The following is a 24,121-nucleotide window of genomic DNA, read 5'->3' as shown; positions in this document are numbered from 1 at the left end:
ATGTATAGCTCCCTCATATAATCAATAGTCTCGTTTGTTTCCTTTTTTCACATATTCCCAGTCTATTTCAATATTCTTTCTAACCCTTTGAAGAAGATAGTAAAGGCTTTCTACTTCCTGATCAGATAATCCAGCTAATGCAATCTTGTCCGAATGATCATTTTCTCTTCTTATGAAATGATTAACCTGCTCTCCTTTTTCTGTCGGGAAAAGTTTCTTGATTTTTTGATTTTGTTCATCATTTTTCTTCTCGATAAAGCCATTGATCTCTAGCTTTTTTATTGCACGAGCAGCCGTTGTTCGATCAACTTTAATCATTTCTGCAAGTTTTTCTTGAATGATTCCTGGGTTTTCAACAATTCGAACGAGGTACAAATACTGCCCCCTGGCCAGATCATATTCTTTAAATTCTATATTGCTTATAGAATCCAGTGCCCGAGCTATCATTCCTATCTCGCGTAGAATCTCCTTCATAAATACAACTCCGTTTATCTTTTAATATGTATAAATAGTAAAGGTTTTTTGTTGTATTTGCAACAAAAAACCTTTACTTGATTTTGCTATTCAAGAGCCAATTATTATCAAATGTTCAAAACCATTAATAATAAAATACATATAGATATTCCAAATTGATTTTTCAAGACTTTAAGACAATCCAAGCAGTTATCGAAATTATACCGATGGTCATATTACATAGCTACATTCTATTCCCTTGAACGAAGTTTTTTTAAAGTTAACAATCAGACTCTAATTATATGTTAATATTTGTATAAAGTTATTTACACAAACAAATCATTTATTTAGAAAGTCAAGTCCTTTTTTCAACCTTCAAAGTTCTATTCTCCTTTTCTATGACCTTTTAACAAGTAAATTTAGATTATATCTTCACTTCCACATTACACCAGTACCAGTCTTAATTCTTTCCAAAACCCGAATCCCCTCATTAGCTAATACATAATGATTTATCTGAACCAGTCACTAAGGAGGAGTTAATAATGGAATACTATAAATACCTAAGACAATATGTGGGACATAAACCAATTATCTTACCAGGCTCTGTAGTTATTATCCTAAACAAACAAAATGAGGTATTACTGCAGAAAAGACATGATGGATGCTGGGGATTACCTGGTGGTTTAATGGATTTAGGAGAAAGTTATGAAGAAGCAGCAAAACGGGAAGTTTTTGAAGAAACAGGATTAACAGTGGAAAACTTGATTTTACTAAATGTATTTTCTGGTTCTGAGTATTATTTAAAAGTTTCAAATGGTGACGAGTTTTATGCGGTAACGGCTGTTTATTATACGAAAGATACAAGCGGGGAAATCAAGGTTGACTATAGTGAATCAAAAGAAATTTCGTATTTTTCTATAGATAACTTGCCTGACAATATAGCTGATAATTATATGAGGTTTATTGAGCAATATATAATGAAAATGTACTGATATAAAACAATGCTTTTAGATGGTATTTTAAGTAATCGGTTCCCATAGAGTAAGAATGAGAACTAGGTTTTTGAATACGTCCCGCTTAAACTTAATAATTCAACCTTAAGAAACAAAATAACAATATGCTTACTTAGGAGGATGGATTTTATTGGAACCAAATCAAGTCACATATAGAGAGGCAAAAATGCAAGACCTTGACGAAATTGTGCATATGCTTTCAGATGACGTTTTAGGAAACAAGAGAGAGCTTTATAAACAACCTTTACCAGAGAGTTATATAAAAGCATTTCATTCTATCGACTCTGACCCAAATAATGAATTAATTGTGGCTTGTTATGGCGAAGAGATAATAGGCGTTCAGCAGATTACATTTACTCCGTACATTACTTATCAGGGAGGATGGAGAGCTACAATTGAAGGTGTTCGTACTAAATCCTCAGAACGTGGAAAAGGCATAGGATCCAAATTAATTCAATGGGCAATCCAACGTGCTAAAAAACGTGGATGTCATATAGTTCAACTTACAACAGATAAAAACAGACCCGACGCAATTCAATTCTATGAAAAGTTAGGATTTAAGACATCTCATGAAGGATTAAAATTACACCTGTGATAAATGAACTACGAGGACGAATGATGAATAAAAGTATAAATGAGTTATCCAAGCTGACACCTTTTGCGATATGTTATAGCTAACATAAGTCCTCCTTTTGCTTTTTATCCATCATATAAAAACCCTCTTCCACTACAGAAGAGGGCTGATTGATTTATACTATATTGAATGATATTAGTCTTCCTACTGCAAAGCAATGTTATTTCTTTCTAAGTCAAGTAACCAGGCTTTTCTTTGGATTACCCCTCCATAGCTAATCCCGCTTCAAAAACAATCTTTTAGAAAACGGCCTAATTAAAAAAGCCCCTCTCCGAATAGAAAAGGGCTTTTTACTATCGTACTTCTACATACTTGTTGGAAGCGGTGATACATTAACCGGATATAATTTGATACATCTTGGAACACGCTCACTGTCAGTCCTTTTGTGACGGCAGGCTCCACCCGTTAGGGCTCTTTTGTATGTGAGATTCCTTTGTGTAAAGATAAAGATCATCAGCTTGACCTGCATTCTCTTCTACAATACCTTGTAACTCGAAATTTAGTTTTTGTAATAACTTTATAGATAGTATGTTTCTGGGGTCTACTTTCGCCTCGATTATTTTTAGGTTAAGTTGATGGAAGGCATAATTAACTAAACCGTTGACTGCTTCTGTCCCATAACCCTTGTTCCAAAATTGACTATCTAAATCATATCCAATTTCAGCTGTATTTGCCTCAAAATTGAGTGAATTAAAACCACACGATCCTATGATAGTATTAGAATTCTTTTCAATGATGGAATATCTTATGGCTTCTCCTCGTTCAGATAAATCACTTAAAAAGGCAATCATTTCTTCCGCCTCTTTTATTCGAGTAAACCCTTCAATATTCATATATTTTGTTACCTTAGGATTTGACCAAATAGCAAATAATGAATTTGCATCACACTTATCCATCTTTCTTAACATTAATCTCTTGGTTTGAATAGTATTGACTATCAAATGCTTAACCTCCATTTATTTAAATTAAATTTTGGTATGGTATAAGCTTTGATATCTGCGCATAGTTCAGTCCCTTCATGAATTTATAGGATGAAATACTGTCATATTAATTGACCAATTTATTGTAGCATTAAATTACCTAAATTGTAATATTCTAGAGTGCAATGGTTTACAAGACTAACTTCATAACTATAAAATTGAGACTTTATTTGCGTACTTTTAGATACTTAGTGGAAGCAGTAATATACAAGCCGGTTTTAATTTGATACATCTTGGAGCCGCCAAAAAGCGCTTGTTCATCTTCTGACAGCACATCTCCATAGATGGATTCATACTAACCAGTGACAAGCGCATTCTTGCTCCCTTTTGGAGCCTCGTTTAGTAACGTTACCATTCAACTGATCTTCCCAGCGGTCTTGATTCTTCCACTTTCTAATCTGCGAATCACCGACATCCAGTTCGGCTGCAATCTCTTTCAAAGCCTTGGTTCCATTTTTTTCTTTCCATAAGCGAAAGGCTTCATCCCGCTTCGGATTGCGAGGTCTAGCCATCTACATCATCCCCCCCTCCATCAATCGAATTAAGTTTAAGTTTTTTTCTATATACAATAAAAAAACACCCGTTTGGGGTGTTTTATAATCCTTATAAATATTTCCTGTAATTTCTAACGTGACGTCAATGTTTTTAAATTGAGTAAAACGTTTTGTTTTAGATGGTTATACTGTTTTTCATTAGTATCTTTTAATGCTTCTTCTCTACTTGAAGGAATGTTCATATATAAGATTTCTTCTGTAAATTGAGAATCTGTAAAATCATTTCGCTTCCCATTTATAATATTATAAAAATGCCATCCATCTGGCAATTTGGTTTTCTTAATTTCTCCACCTAATAAGTCATTTATAACTAATGCGGTTACGCCACATTGTCCTTTTGCAGGATTGTCCTCACTCCATTTTGAACTAGATTCTAAAGACCAAGATTTAATCAAAACCTCCATTATTTCTTCAAACTTATATGTATTATTCTCCATATAAGATTCCTCCCTCATTGATCAACTTATTATATTTTTAATTAAGCCAACCTCCTCAATAGTAAAAAAGGAATATTATAAAAATACATCTGTTGAAATTTCTTATGTAGATCACATTTGTGTAATATGCTTTTTTACAGGGCTTCAATTTGTACGAACATAGTCTTCGGAATTGGAGATCCGAAGGGCGCTGGTAGAGAAGCACATACCGCTCCGTCCTGCCTCCCAGTATAGCATGGACCTCCAAATTTCCGCTTTATTTTTTTACCTTTTCCTACGAACTCGCCTGCCGACTCTCTGATATGCCCATCAGATCCTCAAATTCACGCAGTTTGCGATCTTTGGCTGCTTGAGCATCGAGCTCGTTGTCCGACTGCACATTTAACTTGGCAGCCATAATTCCTCTTATTTTGCCAACTTCTTTCCCCTTTTATTTGTTATGCACCACCTTATGCCAAATGCTTGTTTAGTATTGACTGACCCAATTCAACGAGAGGAAAGGCTGAGATTGAGAAGTCAATTCATGATTCAAAAAAATGCAGAATCAACAATTCAATCCCCGACTGATTTAATCGCAACTAACCGAATGATCGGTGACCAGTTAAACTGGCCGCGCGCTCCCAACCCCAGATACTACCCTCGTTAACCAGGCATCCTTCACAGTCGTGCAAAATCAGGCGAGTACGTCTTGATAAGGGAAAGGCGCTTCTCCCAGAGGACTTTTTGCCTCTGAGAAAATGTTACTATCGATGCAATAAAAAAAGTACCCACTAAGTAGATGGCTGATTGTGTACCGTAATTTTTGTTTTTTTACATCTTTATGACTCCTCTCATGGCATTCCTATACAATAACGATATGCTATTCAGGAAAGAGCTTCACTCCCTCCCTACACATAATAGCCCTTCCTTCTTGGAGGGGTTATTTATTTGTTCCATCTCTTCCGCACTTGTCATCATTCAGAAGTAACAGAAGAGGGACTATCCTCAATCAAATCTCCAATTTCATTATGATAAAACTGCCCCTATTATTGGAGGTTTATCAAAGGTTGTTTTCGTAATAATTGTTGCTAATCGCATAATGAAAGGATTTGTTTACTATTTTATGGTATAATTTTAAGAAAATAACAGAACGAGGGGATCCCTTGATTAAAAAAATTGACATTCGTAATATTAAGTGTGCTGCAGATGTTTTAAACATACAAATACCTTCATATAAGGTAGAGGCAGAAATTATTGGATATGATATACCGCCATTAAAGGACACGGTTTACACATTGCAACATTGTGGAGAAGATTTCTTTGGTTTATATGAAAATGAAAGTTTAAACGGAGTAGTATCTATAAAAGTAGACGATCATGTAGTTGATATACATAGGTTAATCGTACATCCAAACCATTTTAGAAAAGGCATTGCGCAGTTACTTTTAAATTTCATTGAAACTAAGTTCCAGGTTGAAACAATAAAAGTAGCAACAGGATCTAAAAATACTCCAGCTGTTAGTTTTTATAAAAAGAATGGATTTCAAAATATTAACGAAGTCTTAGTAAATGAACAACTATCCTTAACCTTTTTTGAAAAGAAATTATAATTTCCTTATTAAAGTAATGGGCGCTTAAGTTGAACAATAGTAAAACCACTTCCTTTTGGAAGTGGTTTTTTTACACCTAACGCATACAAAAATTAATCACGCTTTTCTTCTCTTCATTGCGCTTATATGGGTAAAAGGAGATGATCAGAGTGATTAGACCAGAAAGGTATTCGGAGTATTTGTTGGTACGCCAGAAGGTAGTTCATGACTTCACTGCACATAAGGAAGGGTACGACTTGGAAAGGGCATTAGAATGGGATCATAGGTTTTTGAGGTTTACTGATGAGGAGCGCAAGATGTTCGAAGAAATGTTTATTGATCATGCAGCTCTTATCTTTGGTGATCACACTATCAAATAAAAAAAGCCCCTCCAATTAAGGAAAGGAGCTTTTTGCATCTTATCTTCTATATAGTTGAGCAAATGGGCATATTAGCGTCTACCTATTATGCCATTGCTCAAGACACATTTTATCACTTAAAACTTCTCATACCAAGTTGTCTACAGTAATTTATTTACTCTACTTCTCACCTTTGCATATTGATGATTTCTCTATCTGGTCTGGTTAATTCAATAAATCTTCTTCACTATATTAAAAATCTTGTATATGCTTGTTTATAGATTTTTATCCGTTGACAGGGAAAGGGGAAAAACATGTCTATATACCATAAAGTAATTGGAGAAGGATATCCTATCGTTATGTTGCATGGTTGGACACTTGATCACCAAGTAATGTTACATGCTATGGAACCGCTATTTGAGAAACGAAGAGGATGGAAAAGAATTTACATTGATCTGCCAGGTATGGGGAAATCCGAGCAGAAACCATCTATTCACAACTCAGATGATATGCTAGAAGCAATATTACATCTTCTAGACCAGATTATTCCTGGTGAACCGTTTATTATTTGTGGAAATTCATATGGAGGATATATCGCAAGAGGTATAGTCAGTTCACGTCAAAATAGAGTTCGTGGATTACTGCTGATTGCACCCATGATAATACCCGAATTTAATGATAGAGTAGTACCACAGCAAACCATTATAAAAAGAGATAGCAATCTTATATCACAATTGTCTTCAACGGATGCTGAGGAGTTTTGCTCCATGGGAGTGGTGCAAGGTCATACTGAATGGGAGAGGTTTAAAGATGAGATTTTAATTCCTTCAAAACAAACAAACCATGAATTTTTGAACCACATTCGTCAGAATGGATATGGTTTTTCCATCGATATTTCGTCTAAGTTTGAACATCCCACACTAGTTATAACTGGACATCAAGACCATGTAGTCGGATATCACGATGCCTTGCGTCTTATTGAAGATTATCCAAGGGCAACCTTTGCAGTGCTTGATATGGCTGGTCACAACCTACAAATTGAACAACCTGATGTATTTAACGCTTTAGTTCATAACTGGTTAAACAAACTTGAATCGGAAAAAACTTTTAACGGTTGAGTTTATTTTTAAAAGTGATAAAAGGTTTGTGGATAGAGATAGGGAATTGCCTCTTCATATGGCGGGCCAAAAAAGATGCTGTGCAGGTAGGTATATAATATCCAGTCACTAACTATACTTTATTATCATCTTTTTCGATTATAAGATTCGAAAGAACTGAGGCCTGATTCGGCCTCTTTTTTTACACATCGATATTTTTTTTGCATACAATGCTGTATGCCAGCAACGTATGACTCCTTTTACTTATCCTCGCTTGAGGACTTTTTTGCATAATCTATTTGTGAACGAACAAGATATTAAAGATTCTCCTCATACTCCGTCGAATCACAAACATAAAAGCCCCTCCATAATTGGAGGGGCTTTTGTTTCACTTAAAGAACTTCTCGTATGTGTTAGGTCCTGCTACACCGTCGGCAGCAATACCTTTGCTCTTCTGGAATGATTTAAGTGCTGCTTCTGTTCCGGAACCAAAGATACCATCTACAGCTAACTTGTATCCATGGACAATCCAAAATCCGAAGCTTCAGCAGCAACGATCTCAATTCCAAAGTTTGTTACTGATATGTTCAAAGAGTACAGACGCCATTGGTTGAAAGAGAAGATGATGGCTGGAGACCTCTGGCAAGGTGGGGATAAAGATTACCTTTACCATGATGGGTTTGGTAATCACCTCTACCCCGACAGCCCTTCTAAGAAGTGGAGGAAAATTCGAGGAAAGCATAATGTAAAGAAAAACAGGTTACACGATTTCCGGCATACAATGGTTGCCCTTCTTATGGAAAAAGACGACGTAAACCTTTTATCTATCTCTAAACAAGCTCGTCACACAAGCTCAAAATTTACTGCTGATGTGTATGGCCATATTTCTAAAAAGAGACGAGAGAAGACTATAAATCAGTTACAAAAATACAAACCATCTTAAATTGGTCGACAAACGGTCAACTTTTTATTAGTGTTCGTATTTCTACAGGAACAAAGAAAAACCCTAGAACCATTTAGACTGACATAGCGGAATGAGACACTAATAAAACACCCTTAATTAGGCTGCTGTGCCACCAAACTCTTTTGGTGCGTAGTAGCCTAATTTTTCTTGGATACGCTCTTCATTATAATACTTCATGTAACGGTCGATCCGTTGTCTGACCTCTTTTTCTGATAAAGAGTTGAATTTGGTATACATAAACTCCTCTGACTTTAAGCTGGAATGAAAAGATTCAATTACTGCATTGTCCCAACAGTTACCTCGTCTGGACATACTGCTTATAAGGTTCCTTGTCTCCAGTTTCTTTTGATATGCATACGAACTGTACACACTTCCTTGATCAGAATGCACAATCACACCTTCGGGGTGATTTCTGTTCTCTAAAGCTGTTCTTAGAGTGTCTAATACAAGTGCTATCTGTTGATGATTATCTAGGATATATGCAACAATCTCATTGTTGTACAAGTCCATGATCGTCGACAGATAAAACGTTCTCGGTCCGTACTGTATATAAGTGATATCTGTTACCCATTTTGTATTCGGGTGTATTGCGGTGAAATCCCGATTTAGTAGATTTGGGGCAATGATGACAGAGTCCCCTTGTGATTTCCATTTCCTTTTGCGTTTCACACGGCATTGAAGATGGTATTTCTGCATAATACGCTGTACAGTATTTCGATTCCGTTTGATGCCATATTGACGCTGAAGCAGCTTTCGGATCTTACGGTGGCCGTACCGGAACGATGTTTCGGTACAAAGGGAAATAATTGCTTTCTCTACGGTCGATTTTGGTTGGATACCCTCAGAGGCCCATCGATAATATGTAGATCTGGCAATCTGTAAGACGCTTAAGACTGCCGTTACTGTATATTTCCTCCTCAATCTTCCCACCAAATATAGAACTACTTCCTTTCCAACTCCTCTTTGATCTCCAAATACTTTTTTAGAATCTCATTCTCCATCTCCAAGTTTTCGATCTGTCGATTCTTCTTATCTTCGTTAGATGTATAAACAGGTCCATGCCCAAAACTGTATTGTTTACCGATTGGCTGGTCGAAACGATGCATCTCATTGTTTCGGTACCATCTCATCCATGTTTTGATCTGAGATACATTCTTTATGCCATACTTCTCCATAATTTGTTGATTTGAATATTGTCCACTTAATTTATCCTTCACAACTGACCACTTTAGCTCTGTTGAATATCTATTTTTCCCCATAAAAAATACCCTCCAAATTGACACTTATTTTAAGTGTATCACTTGAAGGGTGTTTTTTTATGTCCCATTTAACTAGGTTAGTCTAATTGTGGCTCTAGGTTTTTAGTTAGTGATTCCGACTGGACTAGAACCAGCGACCCCTACCCTGTCAATTTTGTTATAAGCGTAAATAGCGTATTTTAAGGGTTTTTCTGTCCATATAGTCCATTAATTCCGTTAAAATCAGCTCAAAAAAATAATTACGTTAGCATTGACGTTAGCAAACAGCTTTAGATACACCTGTACTAGTCATTAACCCTAAACAGAACTAATACAGGTATCGACTAAAACTTAAGATGCTTCATCGCTGTCGCTATATGTTACAAAAATAGACGGTTTGTTCATTTCATCTATTTGCTCATTGAAGCTATTCACTAAACCAATGACCTTAAATGAAAACATAGAAGCAATATCAAGATTTTCTCTACGACGTAAAAAGTTCTCTGCTTGTACTGCATCTATGATCTTTCCTTGCTGCCCCTTACTTACAAGGATTGAATTAGCTAAAGAATGGAACTTTTCATCCTCCGCAAAAATCTCTTCTGCAAGTCGGGAGAGTGTGCCTCTTAAATAACTAAAGTCTTCTTCAGGGATTATGGGTTTTGTTAATTTTACAGTAAACTCCGGCATTATATCTCCCTCGCTAAATCAAACATTTTTGAAAGATTTTCTTCTTCTCGAAAAAGTTGTAGTATAGCACTTCGATATCTCTCGACGAAATCACGGCCTGTTGCAACTGACTTTTTCATCCGCTCTATATCTTCATCAAGATGCGAGATATTCAGTCGCGGTATAGTCTCAATGATTCTCACGTCTTTTATTTTCATTAACATATATTTGTGTTCTTCTAACATCGCTGCATAACTTCGCGGACTTGATTCAATGCTACTAATTCCTCTAATGATTTTCGATCTTCTACTATTAAAGATGTGGGTTAACTCTTCATAGACAGTCTTTTCTAGATTATTGATATATTGTAGTTTGTTTTCTAATGAAACAATTCCTTCATTATAAAATCTTAGTGCAGCAGACATATTAACCTTAATTGGTTTTCCTCCATTTACACCTTCAGAAGTATAGATAACATCCTTACCTACGTAAGTTTTGTTCCCAATAGTACGAGCATTTAATAACTCGTTAATACTGTGGCTATCAACTATACTTGCCAAACTATCCATAATCCCGCTATCTTTTATATTTTTCATTGCGTCATTGTAAGCATTATAGAGATTATAAATCACCATTCCCAAAACACCATCAGCTGTCAGCTTATCAAGGAAACCGCCTTTTTCGTCTGTATTAACATTGTAAGTCAGAGAATTCTGCACGTACTCGAGTTCTTGTGCAAGTTTTGAGATTTCATCAATCATAATTTTCTTTTGTTCTTCCGTTATATAGCCTTCTTCAAAAAGTCTTCCAAAGATAACCTCAGAATTGTCGGTTATTAAGTTAAGCTTATCTATTAGTGGGGGGAGATTACTATCGATTGCTTTTAGTGTTTCATCCACTTCCGACTGATTTAGTAAATACCATTGACCAAGACTTTGTAAGGAATTTATATCTTTTATATAGTCATAATTGACTCCAAGTGTTTGTCGCAGCACTTCAGCAATGCCGCCTTTTTGATCGGCTGAAGCATATACGACTCCTAAATCAATAAATTCTTTCAGTACATCATCCGGAATATCATCTATAATCGTTTTAATGCCGCTTAATTCTGGGTTTGTATCAAGATATTCAATCTCACCTAGTGCTACTAAGCCGCCTTTTTCTGTAATTCCATAGAGAGGGTCGTCTGTGGAGATGACTTGTTTAATTTTAACTCCTGTATTCTCAAAATAATCCTTTGTGAATTTGACTAAATCCTCTTTAGGTATCTCGTAAATCTCTTGAGAATCAACTATTTTAAACTCTTCTCTCACTTCATTGGCAAATGTACGGTCATATCTAAATTGTGAATACGGGGAAATTTGTAATCCGTTAATACCATATATCTCATCAAAAGTTCCATCTGATACACCTGTTACAGTACCATTCTGATTACCTAGAGAATGCCCCAATGCATTCACAGATACGTCTTCATCTACATCAAAGTGTATTTTCGCTTCTCTGGTGAACTCTCTTGCAGCTTCCGCCTGGTCAACTGTTTGACCTAAAAAAGCTCCTTTAATATTATAGGCCCAGTCCACTGGTGTATCTGACTGAGTTCCTTGATTAATTATGAAGAGTTCTTCCTCTCCACCCTCAGATATAAGAAGAGCTGTTCCATCATATCCTGTTTTTTCTGGATTAACCGATTTAGACTCAGAGGAGTGAAACATTTTTAAATCACCATTGAATATCTCGCCTGTTTCCTCAAGATAAATATACTTAAACTTCTCTTCAAGTTGAGAAGAAGGTAACTCATCATACTCTGTATTTACTAGCCGCATCCATACATCTGTTGCAGTGATTTTGTCTAGAGACATAAAATCACTCACTTTCTTCTTTCGTAAAGTGAATTGAACTTATTATTTCTAGGGTTTTTTCCTTCTCTGACTCGATTAATTTCTTGCACTGGTCTTCATTAATGCCATCATTACATATGAAGGTTGTGAATATCTGTATTTGCTGATCATTCTTGTTCCAAACTAAAGCAGCAATACCTGGATAAGGTCCTTCAGTAGTATCAGCATATTCTATATTCAGATTTTCTTCTGTTTCTAACTGTTTAAATTCAAGCTCTTCATCTATTTTCCCTGATAGTCCTTCTTTACTTGATTCTTCGCTGCTCATAAAGTTGTAATAATCCATAGTTATCACAGGGAGAATATCCATCTCCTCTTTATCTTCTTTTAGATGTGAAAACTCAAGATATTCACTTCTATCATCAGGACCTAAGCTGTAACTTTCATCAACTACTATCATTCTTTCGGGGAAATTCATTGTAAAACTGTTCGATCCGGATTGGAAATGGTAGTATTCTTCTTTTACAGGCTCAGTGCTTTGTATAAAGTCACGAGTAAATTCATCTTGAAACGCAGGAACATCCGGCAATTCATTTGGATCCATTTCAGAAGGAGATACTGACTGATTATCGCCACCCACACCGCACCCTCCTATAATCAATGTTGTTAAAATAAGAACAATAACAAAATTTATTCTCACGCAGCCTAACCTCCAATGTTGGGTTATTGCTTATGTACTTAAAAATTATATAAGAATTATCCATTCATTCCCATTAATTTAATATTCAAAAATAAAAACACTCCTTTAGTCCAGGTACTTAAGTAAGCATATTTTCTTGATAAGTAGTATTTAAGACCTCTAAACATTGAAAACATAATATGGATTAGTTGGAAGAAGATTTTAAAAATCATTACCTTGTCCTTTATTTACTACTCCTTCTAAAATAAAAGAACTAGCAAAATATACAATAGATCCTGTATTTTAAAAAAATATTGAACAACCCAATAATTATGTTTAACCTTAAGTTAATAGTACTAAAGGGGGATAAAGAAAATAGAGTCTAATATTTTGGATAATGAGTTGAATGATTATGAAGCCGAACAAGTTAAAAAGATTAAAAAATGGAAGAATTCAAATCCTGGGGTCATTTCAAACGCTATGAGTAAAGCAGCCGCTCCGGTGGCCTCAGTAATTAATGCCGTTATACCTGAAGCAGCAATTCGAGGTGCCTTAGAAGGGGCTAATGAGTTAGGAAGACTTTTAGCTGATACTAAAGGAATTGTTAGAAAATCACAGTTAAATTCTATAGAAGACCTCCGATATGTGGATCTAAAGATCTGCGATAAATTAGCAAATGAAGTTCAAGGATGGGCAGTAGGAATAGCAGCTGCTGAAGGTGGTGCAACGGGCATATATGGTGCTTTTGGGACTGTTGTAGATATACCCGCTGTAACGACATTAGCTATGCGGACTATTCACAAGATTGGGCTCTGCTATGGATTTGAATGCAAGACAGAGGAAGAGAAGCAATTTGCATTAGGTATTTTATCTATTTCGGGTTCAAACTCTGTAAGAGAAAAGAGTCTTGCCTTAGCAAAGTTGAAATCAATCCATACTACTATCGCTAAAGAAACTTGGAAAAAGATTAGTGAAAAAGCGGCAAATAATAGATTGAGTGATGAAGCTACAATTATGATGATAAAAAAAATTGCCAAGAAGTTAGGAATTAATTTAACAAAGAGAAAAGCACTGCAAATTCTACCCTTGGTATCCGTTGTAGTTGGAAGCTCTAGTAATGCCTGGTTTATGAAAGAAGTATCTAATGCCGCAAAAAGAGCTTTCCAAGAACGTTGGCTCATAGAAAACGGAAAAATTATAGATATAAAATAATATAGTTTACAAATTAAAATATGAAAAGATGTAATAGCATAACCGCCGCTATAAAAAGAAAGGATAACTTAAATGGAATGGAGTACACTTTTAACCTTTACTGCGGGAGCTATAACTCCGTTAGTAGTTAATTGGTCAAATGCAAAACTTAAGTATCACTATGAACATAAAGGTAAGTTAACTGATCAACACAAGAAAGAAATTCGGACTTACTATCTTGTAAGACCAGAGTTGATTTCAGCGAAGTATGTTCTGATAAATATTACTGAAAATGATTTTTATAGTGAGATTATTGAAGTAGAAAGTAAATACTTAAAAGAGACAGTGAATAAATTAAAAGAAATATCTTATGAGGATATTCCACTTTCTTTATTTGAATCTTATTATGATTGTTTAGGCAGTCTACAGCATCTGGGTAGTTATGGAAATGATGTAAACGACGAGAATTTTAGTCAGCATCTAAGAAATTCTATGAAAGAAGTACACTTTGATACGCAGCAGAAGGTGGACTTATTAATTGATAGTTATGATACTTATATCAACAAAGTAAATAAAGTGTTGAAATAAAAAACTAATAACTCACTTCATACTTCTTTAAAGCAACTAATGAAGGTAGTGCCTGGTGTAGCACTCAGTAAAAAAAGCCCTTACCAATCTCATTTTGTTGCAGGCGCAAATAGTGTATTTTTATATCTGTGCCAAGAGTTTCTGCAATCTGCTGAATAGAAGGTGTTTTGACGATCAATTTCAAATAATATCTGACTTTGAATTGGGCTTATATCGTATGCACCTGTGTTACAACAACTTAGAAGTCCAAAACGTCGTTGTTAACATTTGAATCAGTTCTCTAACATCTTCCATATAATTACCTCTACTCTATTATATTTAGATGGTTGCAAGTTGCAATTTAAATTCTGATTAACACACACTTGCCTTAGTGGTTAAGTAATTTCGCCTCATTTTTTTATACACATAAAGGCAATGTTTTTTTAACATCGCCTTTATGATCTATCATTAATAAATGTATCTGTTATGAATAAATCTCTTTTAAATTGATTATATGCTCTTTGGAAAGTATCGTAACTCTTCTCACCTAAAGAATCCGAATCATTCTTAAATAGCCGTGAAAAAGTAATATTGTACGCCTCTTCATTACTGCAATTTAATGAGTTCTTCACAAGCTTAAGATACGAAATAAAATACTCTTCCCCTAAAACTCCACCTTTATTTATAATCATAATCTCTTCTCCAGTAACATAACGTCTCTCCATTTATGATTTAACTGAGCAATTTTCTCTCTCCTGCCGACTACACGAAAACCGAACTTTTGATGCAGTGCCAAACTTGCAGCGTTCTCAGGGAAAATACTTGCCTGCACAGTCCACAGTCCTTCTTTCTCACAAACACTAAGCACTGTTTCTAACAATGCAGACCCTATACCATTACCTTGGAATTCTGGATCAACGTAAATACCAACTTCTGCAACACCACTATATACTTGGCGAGAGGAATAAGGAGATAATGCTACCCAACCCGCTATCTTTTCCTCAATCTCTGCAACCAGTCTGCCAAACGACAACTTGCTGTTGTTCCAATAATCCCAATCGGGAGCATCAGTCTCAAAAGTAGCGTTTTCACTATCTATACCGATCTTGTAAATGTCCCTAACGCGCTCCCAATCGTTTTTATCTAATTCTCGTACGTGAGCTGCTTTCATTGCCTTAACACCCACAGCAACTTTGTTGTTTTGCAGTAACGATATTAGTCTTACATACACCCGTTTCTGGAAGTTTCAATTTCACTTGCTTAGCTGATTCAACGTCACCCGCAATAGAAGCGACAATGGATCTTACCTGCTCGTATCCTGTAGCCAGCAAGAATGTAGGAGCTCTACCATAGCTTTTAACGCCGGTAATGTAGAAGTTTTTTTCCGGGTGTCTCAACTCTTCCTCACCGTGCGGGCGAACCGTTCCGCAGCTATGCAAGTTTGGATCAATAAGCGGTGCTAATGCTGGTGTACTCTCTACAATTGGATCGATTACGTACCGAACTTCTCGAAGAAAACTAAAATCTGGCCGCGCACCTGTATTAACTACAATTTCGTCAACGGAAGAGATAAAATTTCCTTCCTTACTGCTTAATGTATATTTGGATCCGTCATAATCAATCTCTTCTACATTAAACGGAGCGAATACATCTATAACGCCTTGTTCCACAAGCTTATGTGCGCTTGATCCTAATGCACCTCGAGCTGCAAGTTGATCTTGTTCCTCTCCCCCAAATGCAGATACCGGTGATTCTCTTCTAAGAATCCAAGATATCTTCGTTGATGGATGATTTTCTTTCAGCTCCGCTAGGTTCAGCAATGTATTCAATGCAGAATGGCCAGACCCAATCACAACAGTATGCTTATTTATAAATACTTCCGGTTGCTGCTGCACTGCCGGAATATTTGTATGTACTGAATCTCTTATAGACGAATCAAGCCACACACCGTCAGCATAAGGTGGATTCGAATTTTGCCAAGTTCCGCTTGCATCTATAATTGCTGAAGCATTTACCTTCTCTAATTTAGAACCATTTTTATAATGGATAACAAATGCTTGTTCATTTCGGTTATCAGACTTCAATTTATCCGCACCATCCTTAGTTACAGCAATAACCTCGGAATTAAAGCGTATATTATCTTGCATTACTTGGAGCTGTGAAAGTGGTTTTAGATATTCATTTACTAACTCTTTACCAGTTGGCAACTTATCATTATCCGGATGTTGCCATTCCGTTTCAGATAATAGCTTCGTTGCTGCTTGATTCGTGTTGTACTCCCAAGGAGAAAATAGTTGAACGTGGCCCCATTCTAGAATGTTGCTTCCTACGCTTTCCCCTTTTTCCAAAATCACAAAAGGTAAATCATATTTCACTAAATGTGCCGCAGCCGCTAAGCCTACCGGACCAGCACCAATAATTACTACAGGTAATTGATTGCTCATATTACTCCACCCCTTTCATTTAGTTAGTACAGCATTTCTCTGCTTTTACCGCTGGACCTCTGAATAAGCAGCAAAGTTCTTCCGAAAGTATGTGGTTCAACATAGATGGATTTAATCCATAATAATTCCACGTACCACGCTTTTCTTTCGTAATTAAGTCAGCGTCGAGAAGAATCTTTAAATGATAAGAAAGTTTAGACTGAGCCATTTCCATAGATTCAGTAAGGTCACAAACACAAATAGGTTCCTCTGGTGATTTAGATAATAACTGGAGTAGCTCTAAACGCTTCGTATCCGCTAAAGCTTTGAATATTCCCTGATAATCACTTAGTACAAGTTCCTTTGTTTCCACAACGTCACCACCTTACATCAAATTTTCTTGATGTTTATAAACAGATAATACATCAACTTTTTTTGATATACAACCAAAATATGCAACTTATCTGAAAATTAATGCGTAACATTCAAGTATCCACTTGAATAAAATACAAATTAAGTTAGACTATAATCAAATGGATACTTGAATGAAATGGAGTGATACTTGTGAGTAAGAAGGATACTTGTGAGATATATTGTTATGACAAGAAGAAGGTAAACCGTATACAAGAGGATTTGCAGTCAGTCAATATCCTAAATGTTGCTCAAATGTTGAAAGCTATTTCTGACGAAAATCGAGCTAAAATCACTTATATATTATGCCAAGATGACGAACTTTGCGTTTGCGACATTGCCAATGTCTTGGGTATTACTGTTGCTAATGCATCCCATCATTTACGGACTCTTCATAAGCAAGGAATTGTTAAGTATAGAAAAGAAGGAAAGCTCGCTTTTTATTCTTTAGACGATGATCATATCAAACAAATCATGGAGATTGCGCTTGCTCATCAAAACGAGGTGAAGGTCAGTGTCTAATGAGAATATAGGATTAACCGAGGAAGATATGAAAGCATACCGCGTACAAGGACTCTCCTGCTCTAACTGTGCAGCTAAATTCGAACGTAACGTTAAAGAATTGCCAGGAGTCCAGGATGCAAAAATAAACTTTGGTGCGGCAAAGATCTATGTCAACGGCGATACAACAATTGAAGATTTAGAAAAGGCCGGTGCTTTTGAAAACCTAAAGATCCGTGAAGATAGAGAAAAGAAAGTTGAACGTCCTCCTTTCTGGAAGCAAAAAGAAAACATCAAGGTCTATATAGCCGCTTTGCTTGTCCTACTAAGTTGGGGATTGAGTACGCAATACGGAGAAGAACATCTTATACCGACAGTAGGTTATGGAACAGCTATTTTAATTGGTGGTTATTCTCTCTTTATAAAAGGGCTTAAGAACCTAAGTCGCTTAAGTTTTGATATGAACACACTTATGACTATTGCGATTATTGGTGCCGCCATTATTGGAGAATGGGGTGAAGGCGCGACTGTCGTTATCCTATTTGCTATAAGCGAGTCCCTGGAACGATACTCTATGGATAAAGCACGGCAATCCATTGAATCATTAATGGACATTGCACCAAATGAGGCACTAGTACGTCGAAACGGCAAAGAGCTTATGATTAACGTGGAAGATATACAAATCGGCGATACAATGATCGTCAAACCAGGACAAAAGTTAGCGATGGACGGCGTTGTTACGAAAGGTATCTCAACGCTCAATCAAGCTGCGATTACTGGTGAAAGTGTCCCCGTTACTAAAACTGTTGAAGATGAGGTATTTGCAGGAACCCTGAACGAAGAAGGGCTACTTGAAGTCAAAGTCACCAAAAGAGTGGAAGATACTACCCTTTCAAAGATTATAGATCTTGTGGAAGAAGCCCAGGCAGAAAGAGCTCCATCTCAGGCTTTCGTTGATAAATTCGCAAAGTACTACACTCCAACAATCGTAATTATTGCACTTCTAGTTGCTATCCTCCCACCTCTTATATTTAATGCAGATTGGAGTAAATGGATTTACGAGGGCTTAGCAGTATTGGTAGTAGGTTGTCCTTGTGCCTTGGTTGTATCTACACCAGTTGCTATTGTTACCGCTATAGGTAATGCAGCAAGAAAAGGTGTATTGATCAAAGGTGGCATTCATTTAGAAGAAGCTGGAGCCTTAAAAGCTATAGCGTTTGATAAGACCGGAACATTAACCAAAGGTGTTCCAACTGTCACAAATTTAGTGACCTTTGGCGGCAAAGAAGATGAGTTATTAGCTATAACGGCAGCAATTGAAAATGGATCGCAGCATCCCCTTGCTTCCTCAATTGTAAGAGTAGCAGAAACAAAGGATGTAAATTTCAGCTCAATTCGTATCGATGACTTTCAATCCATTACCGGTAAAGGTGTTAAAGCCGTTGTTAACAATGAAACTTATTATGTAGGAAGTCCCACTCTTTTCTCAGAACTGCATCAAACGATTGATAAGAATCTCAACAGCCAGATTGAGCAGCTGCAAACTGAAGGAAAGACCGTAATGATCCTAGGAACAGCTAAAGAAATACAGCTGTTGATTGCTGTAGCCGACGAAATAAGAGACTCCTCAAAAGAGGTTATCAGTAGCTTAAATAATCTTGGTATTAGTACTGTGATGCTTACTGGTGATAATCAGATGACTGCCAACACAATAGGTAAGCAAGTTGGCGTAACTAGCATTGAAGCAAATCTGCTTCCCGAGGATAAGCTGACTTTTATTAAGAAGCTTCGTAACGATCACAACAGTGTGGCTATGGTCGGAGATGGCGTAAACGATGCTCCTGCATTAGCTGCTTCTACCGTTGGGGTGGCTATGGGCGGCGCTGGAACGGATACAGCGCTTGAGACTGCTGATATTGCTTTGATGTCAGATGATTTAAGTAAGTTGCCATATTCCATTAAATTAAGTCGAAAAGCATTACAGATTATTAAACAGAACATTACCTTCTCTCTTGCTATCAAATTGATCGCATTACTATTGGTAGTACCAGGTTGGTTAACGCTTTGGATTGCTATATTCGCTGATATGGGCGCTACATTACTTGTTACATTAAACAGCTTAAGGTTATTGAGAGTTAAGGAGTAAGGGGGAATACCCTCCTTTTTCTACCACTAATTATATTTATATATGCGCATATAAACACAGTTATGGAGGATACAAGCTGGAAACCAGTTGATGTAGACGAAACGGAGAAGTGCGTTGAAATCATAATAGACCGAGTTAAAGAAGTTGATCCTGAGCAATTTAATTCTCTATTAGATAGTATAGGTATTAAACAAAAAGTAGTACTCGGATCTAATTAATATTTATATAAAAAGTGGGAGTTAAGGCTGCTCTTGCTTTATTTTTAGTCTACTTTTTAACAGCTGGTGCAGCCTTTTTATTCTTCATCTCATCCCATTACCATCCTTTTTTACAGAAAAAAAGCATCCTTCCTTAAATAATGGGAAGAACACCCTTGTTGTGGAATTTATGCGATTTCTTAAGTCCTAATATTACAAAACTACTAACTTTATTTTCTGGTTACTTTACTCTTTAGCTTGCTGAGAAAGGACATTAATGCCTGTTCGATTTTCTCTAATATAGGAATTATATTTCGGATAAAGCGGATTCTGGGAATAATTAAATATACTAAAGTAGCTGAAATCATGCTTATCAAGGCTCCTACAAATACATCTGCTGGATAATGAACACCTACCCAAATACGTGAAACACCTACAGAAGTAGCTAATACAAGAAACAAAAAGGACCATCCTCTATAAAATAACCAAAATGTCATACATATGGAGAAAAATAATATAGTGTGGTCACTAGGAAATGAATTGTCTACTGCTTTAGAGATTAACTTATTTACTTTTTCTAACTCATCGAATGGCTGAGTATTCCAATGTATTTTTGCTGCTACTGAACCAAGCATCTCAGAAAAAATAAAAGCCAATAGTCCACAAAAAACCATCATTTTATTTTTTCGATTCTTTGTAAACCAAATAGTGGCCATGCTTAGAGCCAAGAAAATCACCATGTACTCTGCAATAAAAATCATTATTGGATTTAAGTACGTATATTCCTTACCCGCGTCATTAATTAAACGAAACAAATGTACGTTCCATTCTGAAATGTTCATACTCTTGCATCTCCTCTGTAGTGTTTCTCTACATGTTAATTGCAAGAGAAGTTTCTAACCATTCATCCTTATTTCAAAATTAATTTTAGACGAACAAACTTGTCACTTACTTGTCACCTAAATTCAATAATGTTTGCTAGGTATTTCTTTATATATTTCTTTAAAGTTTTCTTTAGCAGTTTTGCATTATATGAAGAAACTATTTTTGGTGTCCTCTATGTAGAGGACAGCGGTGTCCACTACGTAGAGGACAGTAGGCATAAAAAAAGCCAGCCAAGTATCTCTTGGTCGAAGTGAAAGAAAGTAGGTTATTAAATGCCTTTCTCATATGCTCCTTTATGGAAGCATCTTATTGATGTAGAGGAAACAAAATCGAAGATGCGTGAAGATGTCGGTATCTCTTCTGCCACCCTGGCTAAGATGGGCAGACATGAATATGTTGCCATGGAAGTATTGGACAAGGTATGCAGTCATTATCAAATACCGATAGAACAAGTCGTCATTTGGAAGGAAGATAAATAATGCCTGTCTATAAAGATGATAATGCCAAAACGAATAAATGGTACTATTCCTTTAGCTATAAAGAGAATGGTAAATACAAAAAGAAATTGAAGCGCGGATTTAAAACAAAGAAAGAAGCCGAGGCAGCAATGACTGAGGCGAAAGATGCTATGAACAAAGGTGTATATGTTGAGCCTTCCAAAACCTTATACGCAGAGTTCATGAAGTCCTGGCTTGAAGATAAAGGTATGAATGTAAGAGTACTTTTCAAAGCTACACCTATTATGTAAATAGCCACATTGTGCCGGCGCTTGGTCATTTAGAAATAAGCAAGATTACTCCACGGGACATCCAGTCTTTTTATAATGATGTGAAAAGCAGCGGAAGTCTTTCATCTGAGAACTTACGAAAGTTGCACACAATTATAAATGATTCATTAAATAAAGCACAGAAGTGGGATATGATCCTTCGTAACCCTGCAGCTCTGGTAGATCCACCAAAGGTAACAAAGAAAGAAGTCGAAGTTTGGGATGAGGATGATATCAAGACATTCTTAGACTTTGCAAAGAACTCCAGATATTATTCTGTATTTCTAATAGCTTTAACAACAGGCATGAGACGTGGAGAAATTGGATCTACGTTGGAAAGATATAGATGAACAGAATGAAACTCTTTCTGTTGTACAGACAATGGATATGAATGGCGAGTTAAACATTGGCGCCAAAACTAGCGCCGGTAACAGAAGAATATCTGTAGACAAAAATACACTCAATCAAATATTGCGGTTGAAGTCCATGTACAAGCAAGAGCTTATGGCTAACAGGCCTCTTTATAAGAATGAGCATGATTTAGTTATAAGGACTAGCGTAGGTACTCCTCTTAACCCTAGAAACCTCAACCGAATATTTTATAGTTTGATAAAACAAAGCGGCGTAAAAAGAATAAGGTTTCATGATTTACGGCATACGCATGCCAGCTTGTTATTAAAGCAAGGAGTAAATCCGAAAATCGTATCAGAACGACTCGGCCATGCTAATGTACGAATAACATTAGATACCTACAGTCATTTGCTACCCAACTTACAAAAAAATACTGTCGCTGAGTTCGGCAAAATGTTCTACGCACAGAACGATTAAGCATTCGTATCAAATTCGTATCAAATAACCTATAAACGTCAAAAACACCACTCTTTTTAAAGTGGTGTTTTTGTCATAAAATCGCTTCATATCAACGATTGTAAGTAGTGATTCCGACTGGACTTGAACCAGCGACCCCTACCCTGTCAAGGTAGTGCTCTCCCAGCTGAGCTACGGAATCGATATGTAATGTAACGTCTTGTATTATTCTATTAAAGTTATATGGCCTTGTCAACGCTTTTAGGAAAAGTCTTTTCTGATAACTTGAAATCGTGGGAAACTAATAGGAATATCTAATGAAAAATACGAAGCCCCTAACGTAGTAATTTGATTTTTAGATAAGTATGTATAGCCTTCACCTGTACAGCTGTGTAAAATTAGAATTATCAATCAATTTAGAGGTGAAGTTAATGTCTTTGCATGTCAGTCTCCATCAAAAGCAGCAGCTAGCCCTTACTTTGACACCATCTCTTAGGCAATCCATTTCTATTTTACAGTTCTCATCCGCTGATCTTAATGAATATATACAGGATCAGATTCAGTCCAATCCCGCGCTTCAATTAGACGCATCTCCTACCAACGACCGGGAATCCAACTGGTCAAATACTTCCGCTGCAGCTGATACATACGACAGAATGGTATCAGAAGAATCTTTGACAGAAAATCTGAAGCATCAAATTTCTCTATTTTCCATTTCACCTGATGTAAGAGCCGTATTATATTATCTAATAGGTAGTTTAGATGATAAGGGTTATCTGATTCTGGATAGGTTACACGCTGCGACTTCATTACGTATCAAGAGTGAGAAATTAGATGATGCAATTGCTATAATTCAAACTCTAGATCCCCCTGGGATTGGTGCTAGAGACTTGCACGAATGTCTTCTCCTGCAAATAAAATCCGCTAATTCCCTTGCCTATAAGATTGTGGATGAGCATCTGGGACTGCTGGCAGAAAAAGAATATGAAATACTTTCAACTATACTCGGTGTAGAACTATCTGACATCTATGAGGCAGATTTACAAATCAAGTCACTGAACCCCTATCCTGCTATGAACTTCCATACAAAGCCTACTCCCTATATTGCAGCAGATGTGATTCTAAGACAAACAGACAGTGGCATTAACATTATTGTGAATCAAGCGCATTTACCAGTCGTAAAACTTGACCCCTCCTTTTCAGCCATGCTTCATAACGACCCATCAAATGAAGTGAAACGATACGCAAAAGCAAGTATGTTTGCAGCTTCTCAATTGATTAGAGGGCTGGAGCAAAGGCAACAGACTCTCTACAACATAACGAAGGAGATACTTGCATTCCAACCAGATTTCTTCAAAGAAGGTACAACTTGCTTAAAGTCCATGACGCTAAAAGATATTGCAAACGCTGCGCAAGTCCATGAATCAACTGTTAGCAGAGCAACTAGCAATAAGTACCTGCAAACACCACTCGGTCTCTTTTCTTTCAAACAGCTCTTCTCCAAAGGAGTCTCTAGTACGAAGACGGATGCTTTCCATTCCGTACATCAGATAAAGGAGAAAATGAAAGAATTACTTGAAAATGAGCGGAAATCCTCTCCTTTATCAGATCAAAAAATTACAACCTTACTCCAGAAGCACTCCATCGCTATATCCAGGAGAACAGTCGCGAAATATCGAATGGAATTAGGATTTGAGGATTCTAGAATTCGTAAAGAAAAATGAAAGCATCAGAGAAATAACTC

29 protein-coding genes, 1 tRNA gene and 1 pseudogene are annotated in these 24,121 nt (G+C 36.5%); 15 read left to right on the top strand and 16 right to left on the bottom strand.

All coding sequences use genetic code 11. The annotated features are described in order from the left end of the window. Window positions 1–21 precede the first annotated feature (21 nt). Window positions 22–474, bottom strand: coding sequence for a MarR family transcriptional regulator (locus tag ABXS78_RS06085; protein ID WP_366249348.1), 453 nt, complete (start codon window positions 472–474; stop codon window positions 22–24). 521 nt (window positions 475–995) lie between these two features. On the opposite strand from ABXS78_RS06085, the gene ABXS78_RS06080 reads away from it, so the two are divergent. Both ABXS78_RS06080 and ABXS78_RS06075 read left to right on the top strand, forming a co-directional pair. Further along, the gene (locus ABXS78_RS06080) at window positions 996–1,445 is read left to right on the top strand and encodes an NUDIX hydrolase (RefSeq protein WP_366249347.1); all 450 of its coding nucleotides are present in this window, start codon (window positions 996–998) and stop codon (window positions 1,443–1,445) included. Between the two features lie 187 nt (window positions 1,446–1,632). Next, complete coding sequence (locus tag ABXS78_RS06075) at window positions 1,633–2,061, top strand: GNAT family N-acetyltransferase (RefSeq protein ID WP_366249884.1); 429 nt, start codon at window positions 1,633–1,635, stop codon at window positions 2,059–2,061. 413 nt (window positions 2,062–2,474) lie between these two features. On the opposite strand, the gene ABXS78_RS06070 is transcribed toward ABXS78_RS06075, so the two are convergent. The 3 genes from ABXS78_RS06070 to ABXS78_RS06060 all read right to left on the bottom strand — a co-directional run bounded on the left by ABXS78_RS06070 (window position 2,475) and on the right by ABXS78_RS06060 (window position 4,071). Beyond that, entirely contained in the window at window positions 2,475–3,038 is a 564-nt protein-coding gene (locus ABXS78_RS06070) for a GNAT family protein (RefSeq protein WP_366249883.1), read from the bottom strand. 332 nt (window positions 3,039–3,370) lie between these two features. Beyond that, entirely contained in the window at window positions 3,371–3,592 is a 222-nt protein-coding gene (locus ABXS78_RS06065) for a phage terminase small subunit-related protein (protein ID WP_366249346.1), read from the bottom strand. 113 nt (window positions 3,593–3,705) lie between these two features. Further along, a complete protein-coding gene (locus ABXS78_RS06060; protein WP_366249345.1) occupies window positions 3,706–4,071 on the bottom strand; it encodes a hypothetical protein in 366 nt (121 codons plus the stop codon). 1,142 nt (window positions 4,072–5,213) lie between these two features. Here ABXS78_RS06060 and ABXS78_RS06055 point away from each other — a divergent pair. From ABXS78_RS06055 to ABXS78_RS06045, 3 genes are all read left to right on the top strand, one after another. Beyond that, window positions 5,214–5,660, top strand: coding sequence for a GNAT family N-acetyltransferase (locus tag ABXS78_RS06055; RefSeq protein ID WP_366249344.1), 447 nt, complete (start codon window positions 5,214–5,216; stop codon window positions 5,658–5,660). A 149-nt stretch (window positions 5,661–5,809) separates the two neighbouring features. Next, window positions 5,810–6,019: a hypothetical protein gene (locus tag ABXS78_RS06050; RefSeq protein WP_366249343.1), complete on the top strand. Its 210-nt coding sequence runs from the start codon at window positions 5,810–5,812 to the stop codon at window positions 6,017–6,019. A gap of 293 nt (window positions 6,020–6,312) precedes the next feature. Then, on the top strand, window positions 6,313–7,116 hold the full coding sequence (locus ABXS78_RS06045) for an alpha/beta hydrolase (RefSeq protein ID WP_366249342.1): 804 nt from the start codon (window positions 6,313–6,315) through the stop codon (window positions 7,114–7,116). A gap of 367 nt (window positions 7,117–7,483) precedes the next feature. Here ABXS78_RS06045 and ABXS78_RS06040 read toward each other — a convergent pair whose 3' ends face one another. After that, entirely contained in the window at window positions 7,484–7,624 is a 141-nt protein-coding gene (locus ABXS78_RS06040) for a peptidoglycan-binding domain-containing protein (RefSeq protein ID WP_366249882.1), read from the bottom strand. On the opposite strand from ABXS78_RS06040, the gene ABXS78_RS06035 reads away from it, so the two are divergent. Then, entirely contained in the window at window positions 7,616–8,038 is a 423-nt protein-coding gene (locus ABXS78_RS06035) for a hypothetical protein (protein WP_366249341.1), read from the top strand. The two genes, ABXS78_RS06040 and ABXS78_RS06035, sit on opposite strands and share 9 nt — an antisense overlap. Before the next feature lie 117 nt (window positions 8,039–8,155). Here the strand turns inward: ABXS78_RS06035 and ABXS78_RS06030 are convergent. The 4 genes from ABXS78_RS06030 to ABXS78_RS06015 all read right to left on the bottom strand — a co-directional run bounded on the left by ABXS78_RS06030 (window position 8,156) and on the right by ABXS78_RS06015 (window position 12,444). After that, a protein-coding gene (locus ABXS78_RS06030) for an IS3 family transposase (protein WP_366249340.1) occupies window positions 8,156–9,318 on the bottom strand; the annotation gives its coding sequence in 2 pieces (ribosomal slippage) (window positions 8,156–9,042 and window positions 9,042–9,318; 1,164 coding nt in all). A gap of 330 nt (window positions 9,319–9,648) precedes the next feature. Further along, window positions 9,649–9,987, bottom strand: coding sequence for a hypothetical protein (locus ABXS78_RS06025; RefSeq protein ID WP_366249339.1), 339 nt, complete (start codon window positions 9,985–9,987; stop codon window positions 9,649–9,651). After that, window positions 9,987–11,825: a DUF6792 domain-containing protein gene (locus ABXS78_RS06020; protein WP_366249338.1), complete on the bottom strand. Its 1,839-nt coding sequence runs from the start codon at window positions 11,823–11,825 to the stop codon at window positions 9,987–9,989. Before ABXS78_RS06020 ends, ABXS78_RS06025 begins: the two co-directional genes overlap by 1 nt. A 4-nt stretch (window positions 11,826–11,829) precedes the next feature. Continuing rightward, the gene (locus tag ABXS78_RS06015; RefSeq protein WP_366249337.1) at window positions 11,830–12,444 is read right to left on the bottom strand and encodes a hypothetical protein; all 615 of its coding nucleotides are present in this window, start codon (window positions 12,442–12,444) and stop codon (window positions 11,830–11,832) included. 429 nt (window positions 12,445–12,873) lie between these two features. Between ABXS78_RS06015 and ABXS78_RS06010 the strand changes: the two genes are divergently transcribed. Together ABXS78_RS06010 and ABXS78_RS06005 are read left to right on the top strand one after the other, a co-directional pair. Beyond that, a complete protein-coding gene (locus ABXS78_RS06010) occupies window positions 12,874–13,695 on the top strand; it encodes an EcsC family protein (protein ID WP_366249336.1) in 822 nt (273 codons plus the stop codon). Between the two features lie 72 nt (window positions 13,696–13,767). Next, window positions 13,768–14,262 carry a hypothetical protein gene (locus ABXS78_RS06005; protein ID WP_366249335.1) on the top strand — a complete coding sequence of 165 codons (495 nt, stop codon included), beginning with the start codon at window positions 13,768–13,770 and terminating at the stop codon, window positions 14,260–14,262. Window positions 14,263–14,383: 121 nt separating this feature from the next. Here the strand turns inward: ABXS78_RS06005 and ABXS78_RS06000 are convergent. The 5 genes and pseudogenes from ABXS78_RS06000 to ABXS78_RS05980 form a co-directional block, all read right to left on the bottom strand. Continuing rightward, window positions 14,384–14,556, bottom strand: a pseudogene (locus ABXS78_RS06000) (helix-turn-helix domain-containing protein); the annotation flags it as partial. A 140-nt stretch (window positions 14,557–14,696) separates the two neighbouring features. After that, complete coding sequence (locus ABXS78_RS05995) at window positions 14,697–14,933, bottom strand: hypothetical protein (RefSeq protein ID WP_366249334.1); 237 nt, start codon at window positions 14,931–14,933, stop codon at window positions 14,697–14,699. Beyond that, on the bottom strand, window positions 14,930–15,412 hold the full coding sequence (locus tag ABXS78_RS05990) for an N-acetyltransferase family protein (protein ID WP_366249333.1): 483 nt from the start codon (window positions 15,410–15,412) through the stop codon (window positions 14,930–14,932). Before ABXS78_RS05990 ends, ABXS78_RS05995 begins: the two co-directional genes overlap by 4 nt. A gap of 4 nt (window positions 15,413–15,416) precedes the next feature. Further along, window positions 15,417–16,685, bottom strand: a complete 1,269-nt coding sequence (locus tag ABXS78_RS05985) for an NAD(P)-binding domain-containing protein (RefSeq protein ID WP_366249332.1) — start codon at window positions 16,683–16,685, stop codon at window positions 15,417–15,419. A gap of 19 nt (window positions 16,686–16,704) precedes the next feature. Further along, window positions 16,705–17,037 carry a metalloregulator ArsR/SmtB family transcription factor gene (locus ABXS78_RS05980; protein ID WP_366249331.1) on the bottom strand — a complete coding sequence of 111 codons (333 nt, stop codon included), beginning with the start codon at window positions 17,035–17,037 and terminating at the stop codon, window positions 16,705–16,707. A gap of 191 nt (window positions 17,038–17,228) precedes the next feature. On the opposite strand from ABXS78_RS05980, the gene ABXS78_RS05975 reads away from it, so the two are divergent. Then, complete coding sequence (locus ABXS78_RS05975) at window positions 17,229–17,597, top strand: metalloregulator ArsR/SmtB family transcription factor (RefSeq protein WP_366249330.1); 369 nt, start codon at window positions 17,229–17,231, stop codon at window positions 17,595–17,597. A 28-nt stretch (window positions 17,598–17,625) separates the two neighbouring features. Next, on the top strand, window positions 17,626–19,722 hold the full coding sequence (locus tag ABXS78_RS05970; RefSeq protein WP_366249881.1) for a heavy metal translocating P-type ATPase: 2,097 nt from the start codon (window positions 17,626–17,628) through the stop codon (window positions 19,720–19,722). A gap of 427 nt (window positions 19,723–20,149) precedes the next feature. On the opposite strand, the gene ABXS78_RS05965 is transcribed toward ABXS78_RS05970, so the two are convergent. After that, window positions 20,150–20,761 carry an undecaprenyl-diphosphatase gene (locus ABXS78_RS05965; protein WP_366249329.1) on the bottom strand — a complete coding sequence of 204 codons (612 nt, stop codon included), beginning with the start codon at window positions 20,759–20,761 and terminating at the stop codon, window positions 20,150–20,152. A 315-nt stretch (window positions 20,762–21,076) separates the two neighbouring features. On the opposite strand from ABXS78_RS05965, the gene ABXS78_RS05960 reads away from it, so the two are divergent. The 4 genes from ABXS78_RS05960 to ABXS78_RS05945 are packed head-to-tail and all read left to right on the top strand — an operon-like array spanning window position 21,077 to window position 22,398. Beyond that, on the top strand, window positions 21,077–21,283 hold the full coding sequence (locus ABXS78_RS05960; RefSeq protein WP_366249328.1) for a helix-turn-helix transcriptional regulator: 207 nt from the start codon (window positions 21,077–21,079) through the stop codon (window positions 21,281–21,283). Beyond that, window positions 21,283–21,552, top strand: a complete 270-nt coding sequence (locus tag ABXS78_RS05955) for an Arm DNA-binding domain-containing protein (RefSeq protein ID WP_366249327.1) — start codon at window positions 21,283–21,285, stop codon at window positions 21,550–21,552. The genes ABXS78_RS05960 and ABXS78_RS05955 overlap by 1 nt, the downstream gene beginning before the upstream one ends. Before the next feature lie 11 nt (window positions 21,553–21,563). Beyond that, entirely contained in the window at window positions 21,564–21,920 is a 357-nt protein-coding gene (locus ABXS78_RS05950) for a hypothetical protein (RefSeq protein WP_366249326.1), read from the top strand. Next, complete coding sequence (locus ABXS78_RS05945) at window positions 21,883–22,398, top strand: site-specific integrase (protein ID WP_366249325.1); 516 nt, start codon at window positions 21,883–21,885, stop codon at window positions 22,396–22,398. Before ABXS78_RS05950 ends, ABXS78_RS05945 begins: the two co-directional genes overlap by 38 nt. Before the next feature lie 108 nt (window positions 22,399–22,506). On the opposite strand, the gene ABXS78_RS05940 is transcribed toward ABXS78_RS05945, so the two are convergent. Then, window positions 22,507–22,579 (bottom strand) — tRNA-Val (locus ABXS78_RS05940). A gap of 229 nt (window positions 22,580–22,808) precedes the next feature. On the opposite strand from ABXS78_RS05940, the gene rpoN reads away from it, so the two are divergent. Then, window positions 22,809–24,101 carry an RNA polymerase factor sigma-54 gene (gene rpoN / locus ABXS78_RS05935; protein WP_366249324.1) on the top strand — a complete coding sequence of 431 codons (1,293 nt, stop codon included), beginning with the start codon at window positions 22,809–22,811 and terminating at the stop codon, window positions 24,099–24,101. Window positions 24,102–24,121 lie beyond the last annotated feature (20 nt).

Origin of the sequence: Terribacillus aidingensis, from assembly GCF_040703035.1 — a bacterium.
In the GTDB taxonomy this organism is placed as follows: Bacteria; Bacillota; Bacilli; order Bacillales; family Amphibacillaceae; genus Terribacillus.
This window is presented reverse-complemented; position numbering and strand designations above follow the sequence as displayed.

Excerpts from the sequence above, each read along its gene's own strand:
- ABXS78_RS06065 (WP_366249346.1), bottom strand. The coding sequence starts at position 3,592 with ATGGCTAGACCTCGCAATCCGAAGCGGGATGAAGCCTTTCGCTTATGG.
- ABXS78_RS06020 (WP_366249338.1), bottom strand. The coding sequence starts at position 11,825 with ATGTCTCTAGACAAAATCACTGCAACAGATGTATGGATGCGGCTAGTA.
- ABXS78_RS05985 (WP_366249332.1), bottom strand. The coding sequence starts at position 16,685 with ATGAGCAATCAATTACCTGTAGTAATTATTGGTGCTGGTCCGGTAGGC.
- ABXS78_RS06075 (WP_366249884.1), top strand. The coding sequence starts at position 1,633 with ATGCAAGACCTTGACGAAATTGTGCATATGCTTTCAGATGACGTTTTA.
- ABXS78_RS06060 (WP_366249345.1), bottom strand. The coding sequence starts at position 4,071 with ATGGAGAATAATACATATAAGTTTGAAGAAATAATGGAGGTTTTGATT.
- ABXS78_RS05960 (WP_366249328.1), top strand. The coding sequence starts at position 21,077 with ATGCCTTTCTCATATGCTCCTTTATGGAAGCATCTTATTGATGTAGAG.
- ABXS78_RS05955 (WP_366249327.1), top strand. The coding sequence starts at position 21,283 with ATGCCTGTCTATAAAGATGATAATGCCAAAACGAATAAATGGTACTAT.
- ABXS78_RS05965 (WP_366249329.1), bottom strand. The coding sequence starts at position 20,761 with ATGAACATTTCAGAATGGAACGTACATTTGTTTCGTTTAATTAATGAC.
- ABXS78_RS06035 (WP_366249341.1), top strand. The coding sequence starts at position 7,616 with ATGGACAATCCAAAATCCGAAGCTTCAGCAGCAACGATCTCAATTCCA.
- ABXS78_RS05995 (WP_366249334.1), bottom strand. The coding sequence starts at position 14,933 with ATGATTATAAATAAAGGTGGAGTTTTAGGGGAAGAGTATTTTATTTCG.
- ABXS78_RS06045 (WP_366249342.1), top strand. The coding sequence starts at position 6,313 with ATGTCTATATACCATAAAGTAATTGGAGAAGGATATCCTATCGTTATG.
- ABXS78_RS06085 (WP_366249348.1), bottom strand. The coding sequence starts at position 474 with ATGAAGGAGATTCTACGCGAGATAGGAATGATAGCTCGGGCACTGGAT.
- ABXS78_RS05990 (WP_366249333.1), bottom strand. The coding sequence starts at position 15,412 with ATGAAAGCAGCTCACGTACGAGAATTAGATAAAAACGATTGGGAGCGC.
- rpoN (WP_366249324.1), top strand. The coding sequence starts at position 22,809 with ATGTCTTTGCATGTCAGTCTCCATCAAAAGCAGCAGCTAGCCCTTACT.
- ABXS78_RS06005 (WP_366249335.1), top strand. The coding sequence starts at position 13,768 with ATGGAATGGAGTACACTTTTAACCTTTACTGCGGGAGCTATAACTCCG.
- ABXS78_RS05970 (WP_366249881.1), top strand. The coding sequence starts at position 17,626 with ATGAAAGCATACCGCGTACAAGGACTCTCCTGCTCTAACTGTGCAGCT.
- ABXS78_RS06025 (WP_366249339.1), bottom strand. The coding sequence starts at position 9,987 with ATGCCGGAGTTTACTGTAAAATTAACAAAACCCATAATCCCTGAAGAA.
- ABXS78_RS06080 (WP_366249347.1), top strand. The coding sequence starts at position 996 with ATGGAATACTATAAATACCTAAGACAATATGTGGGACATAAACCAATT.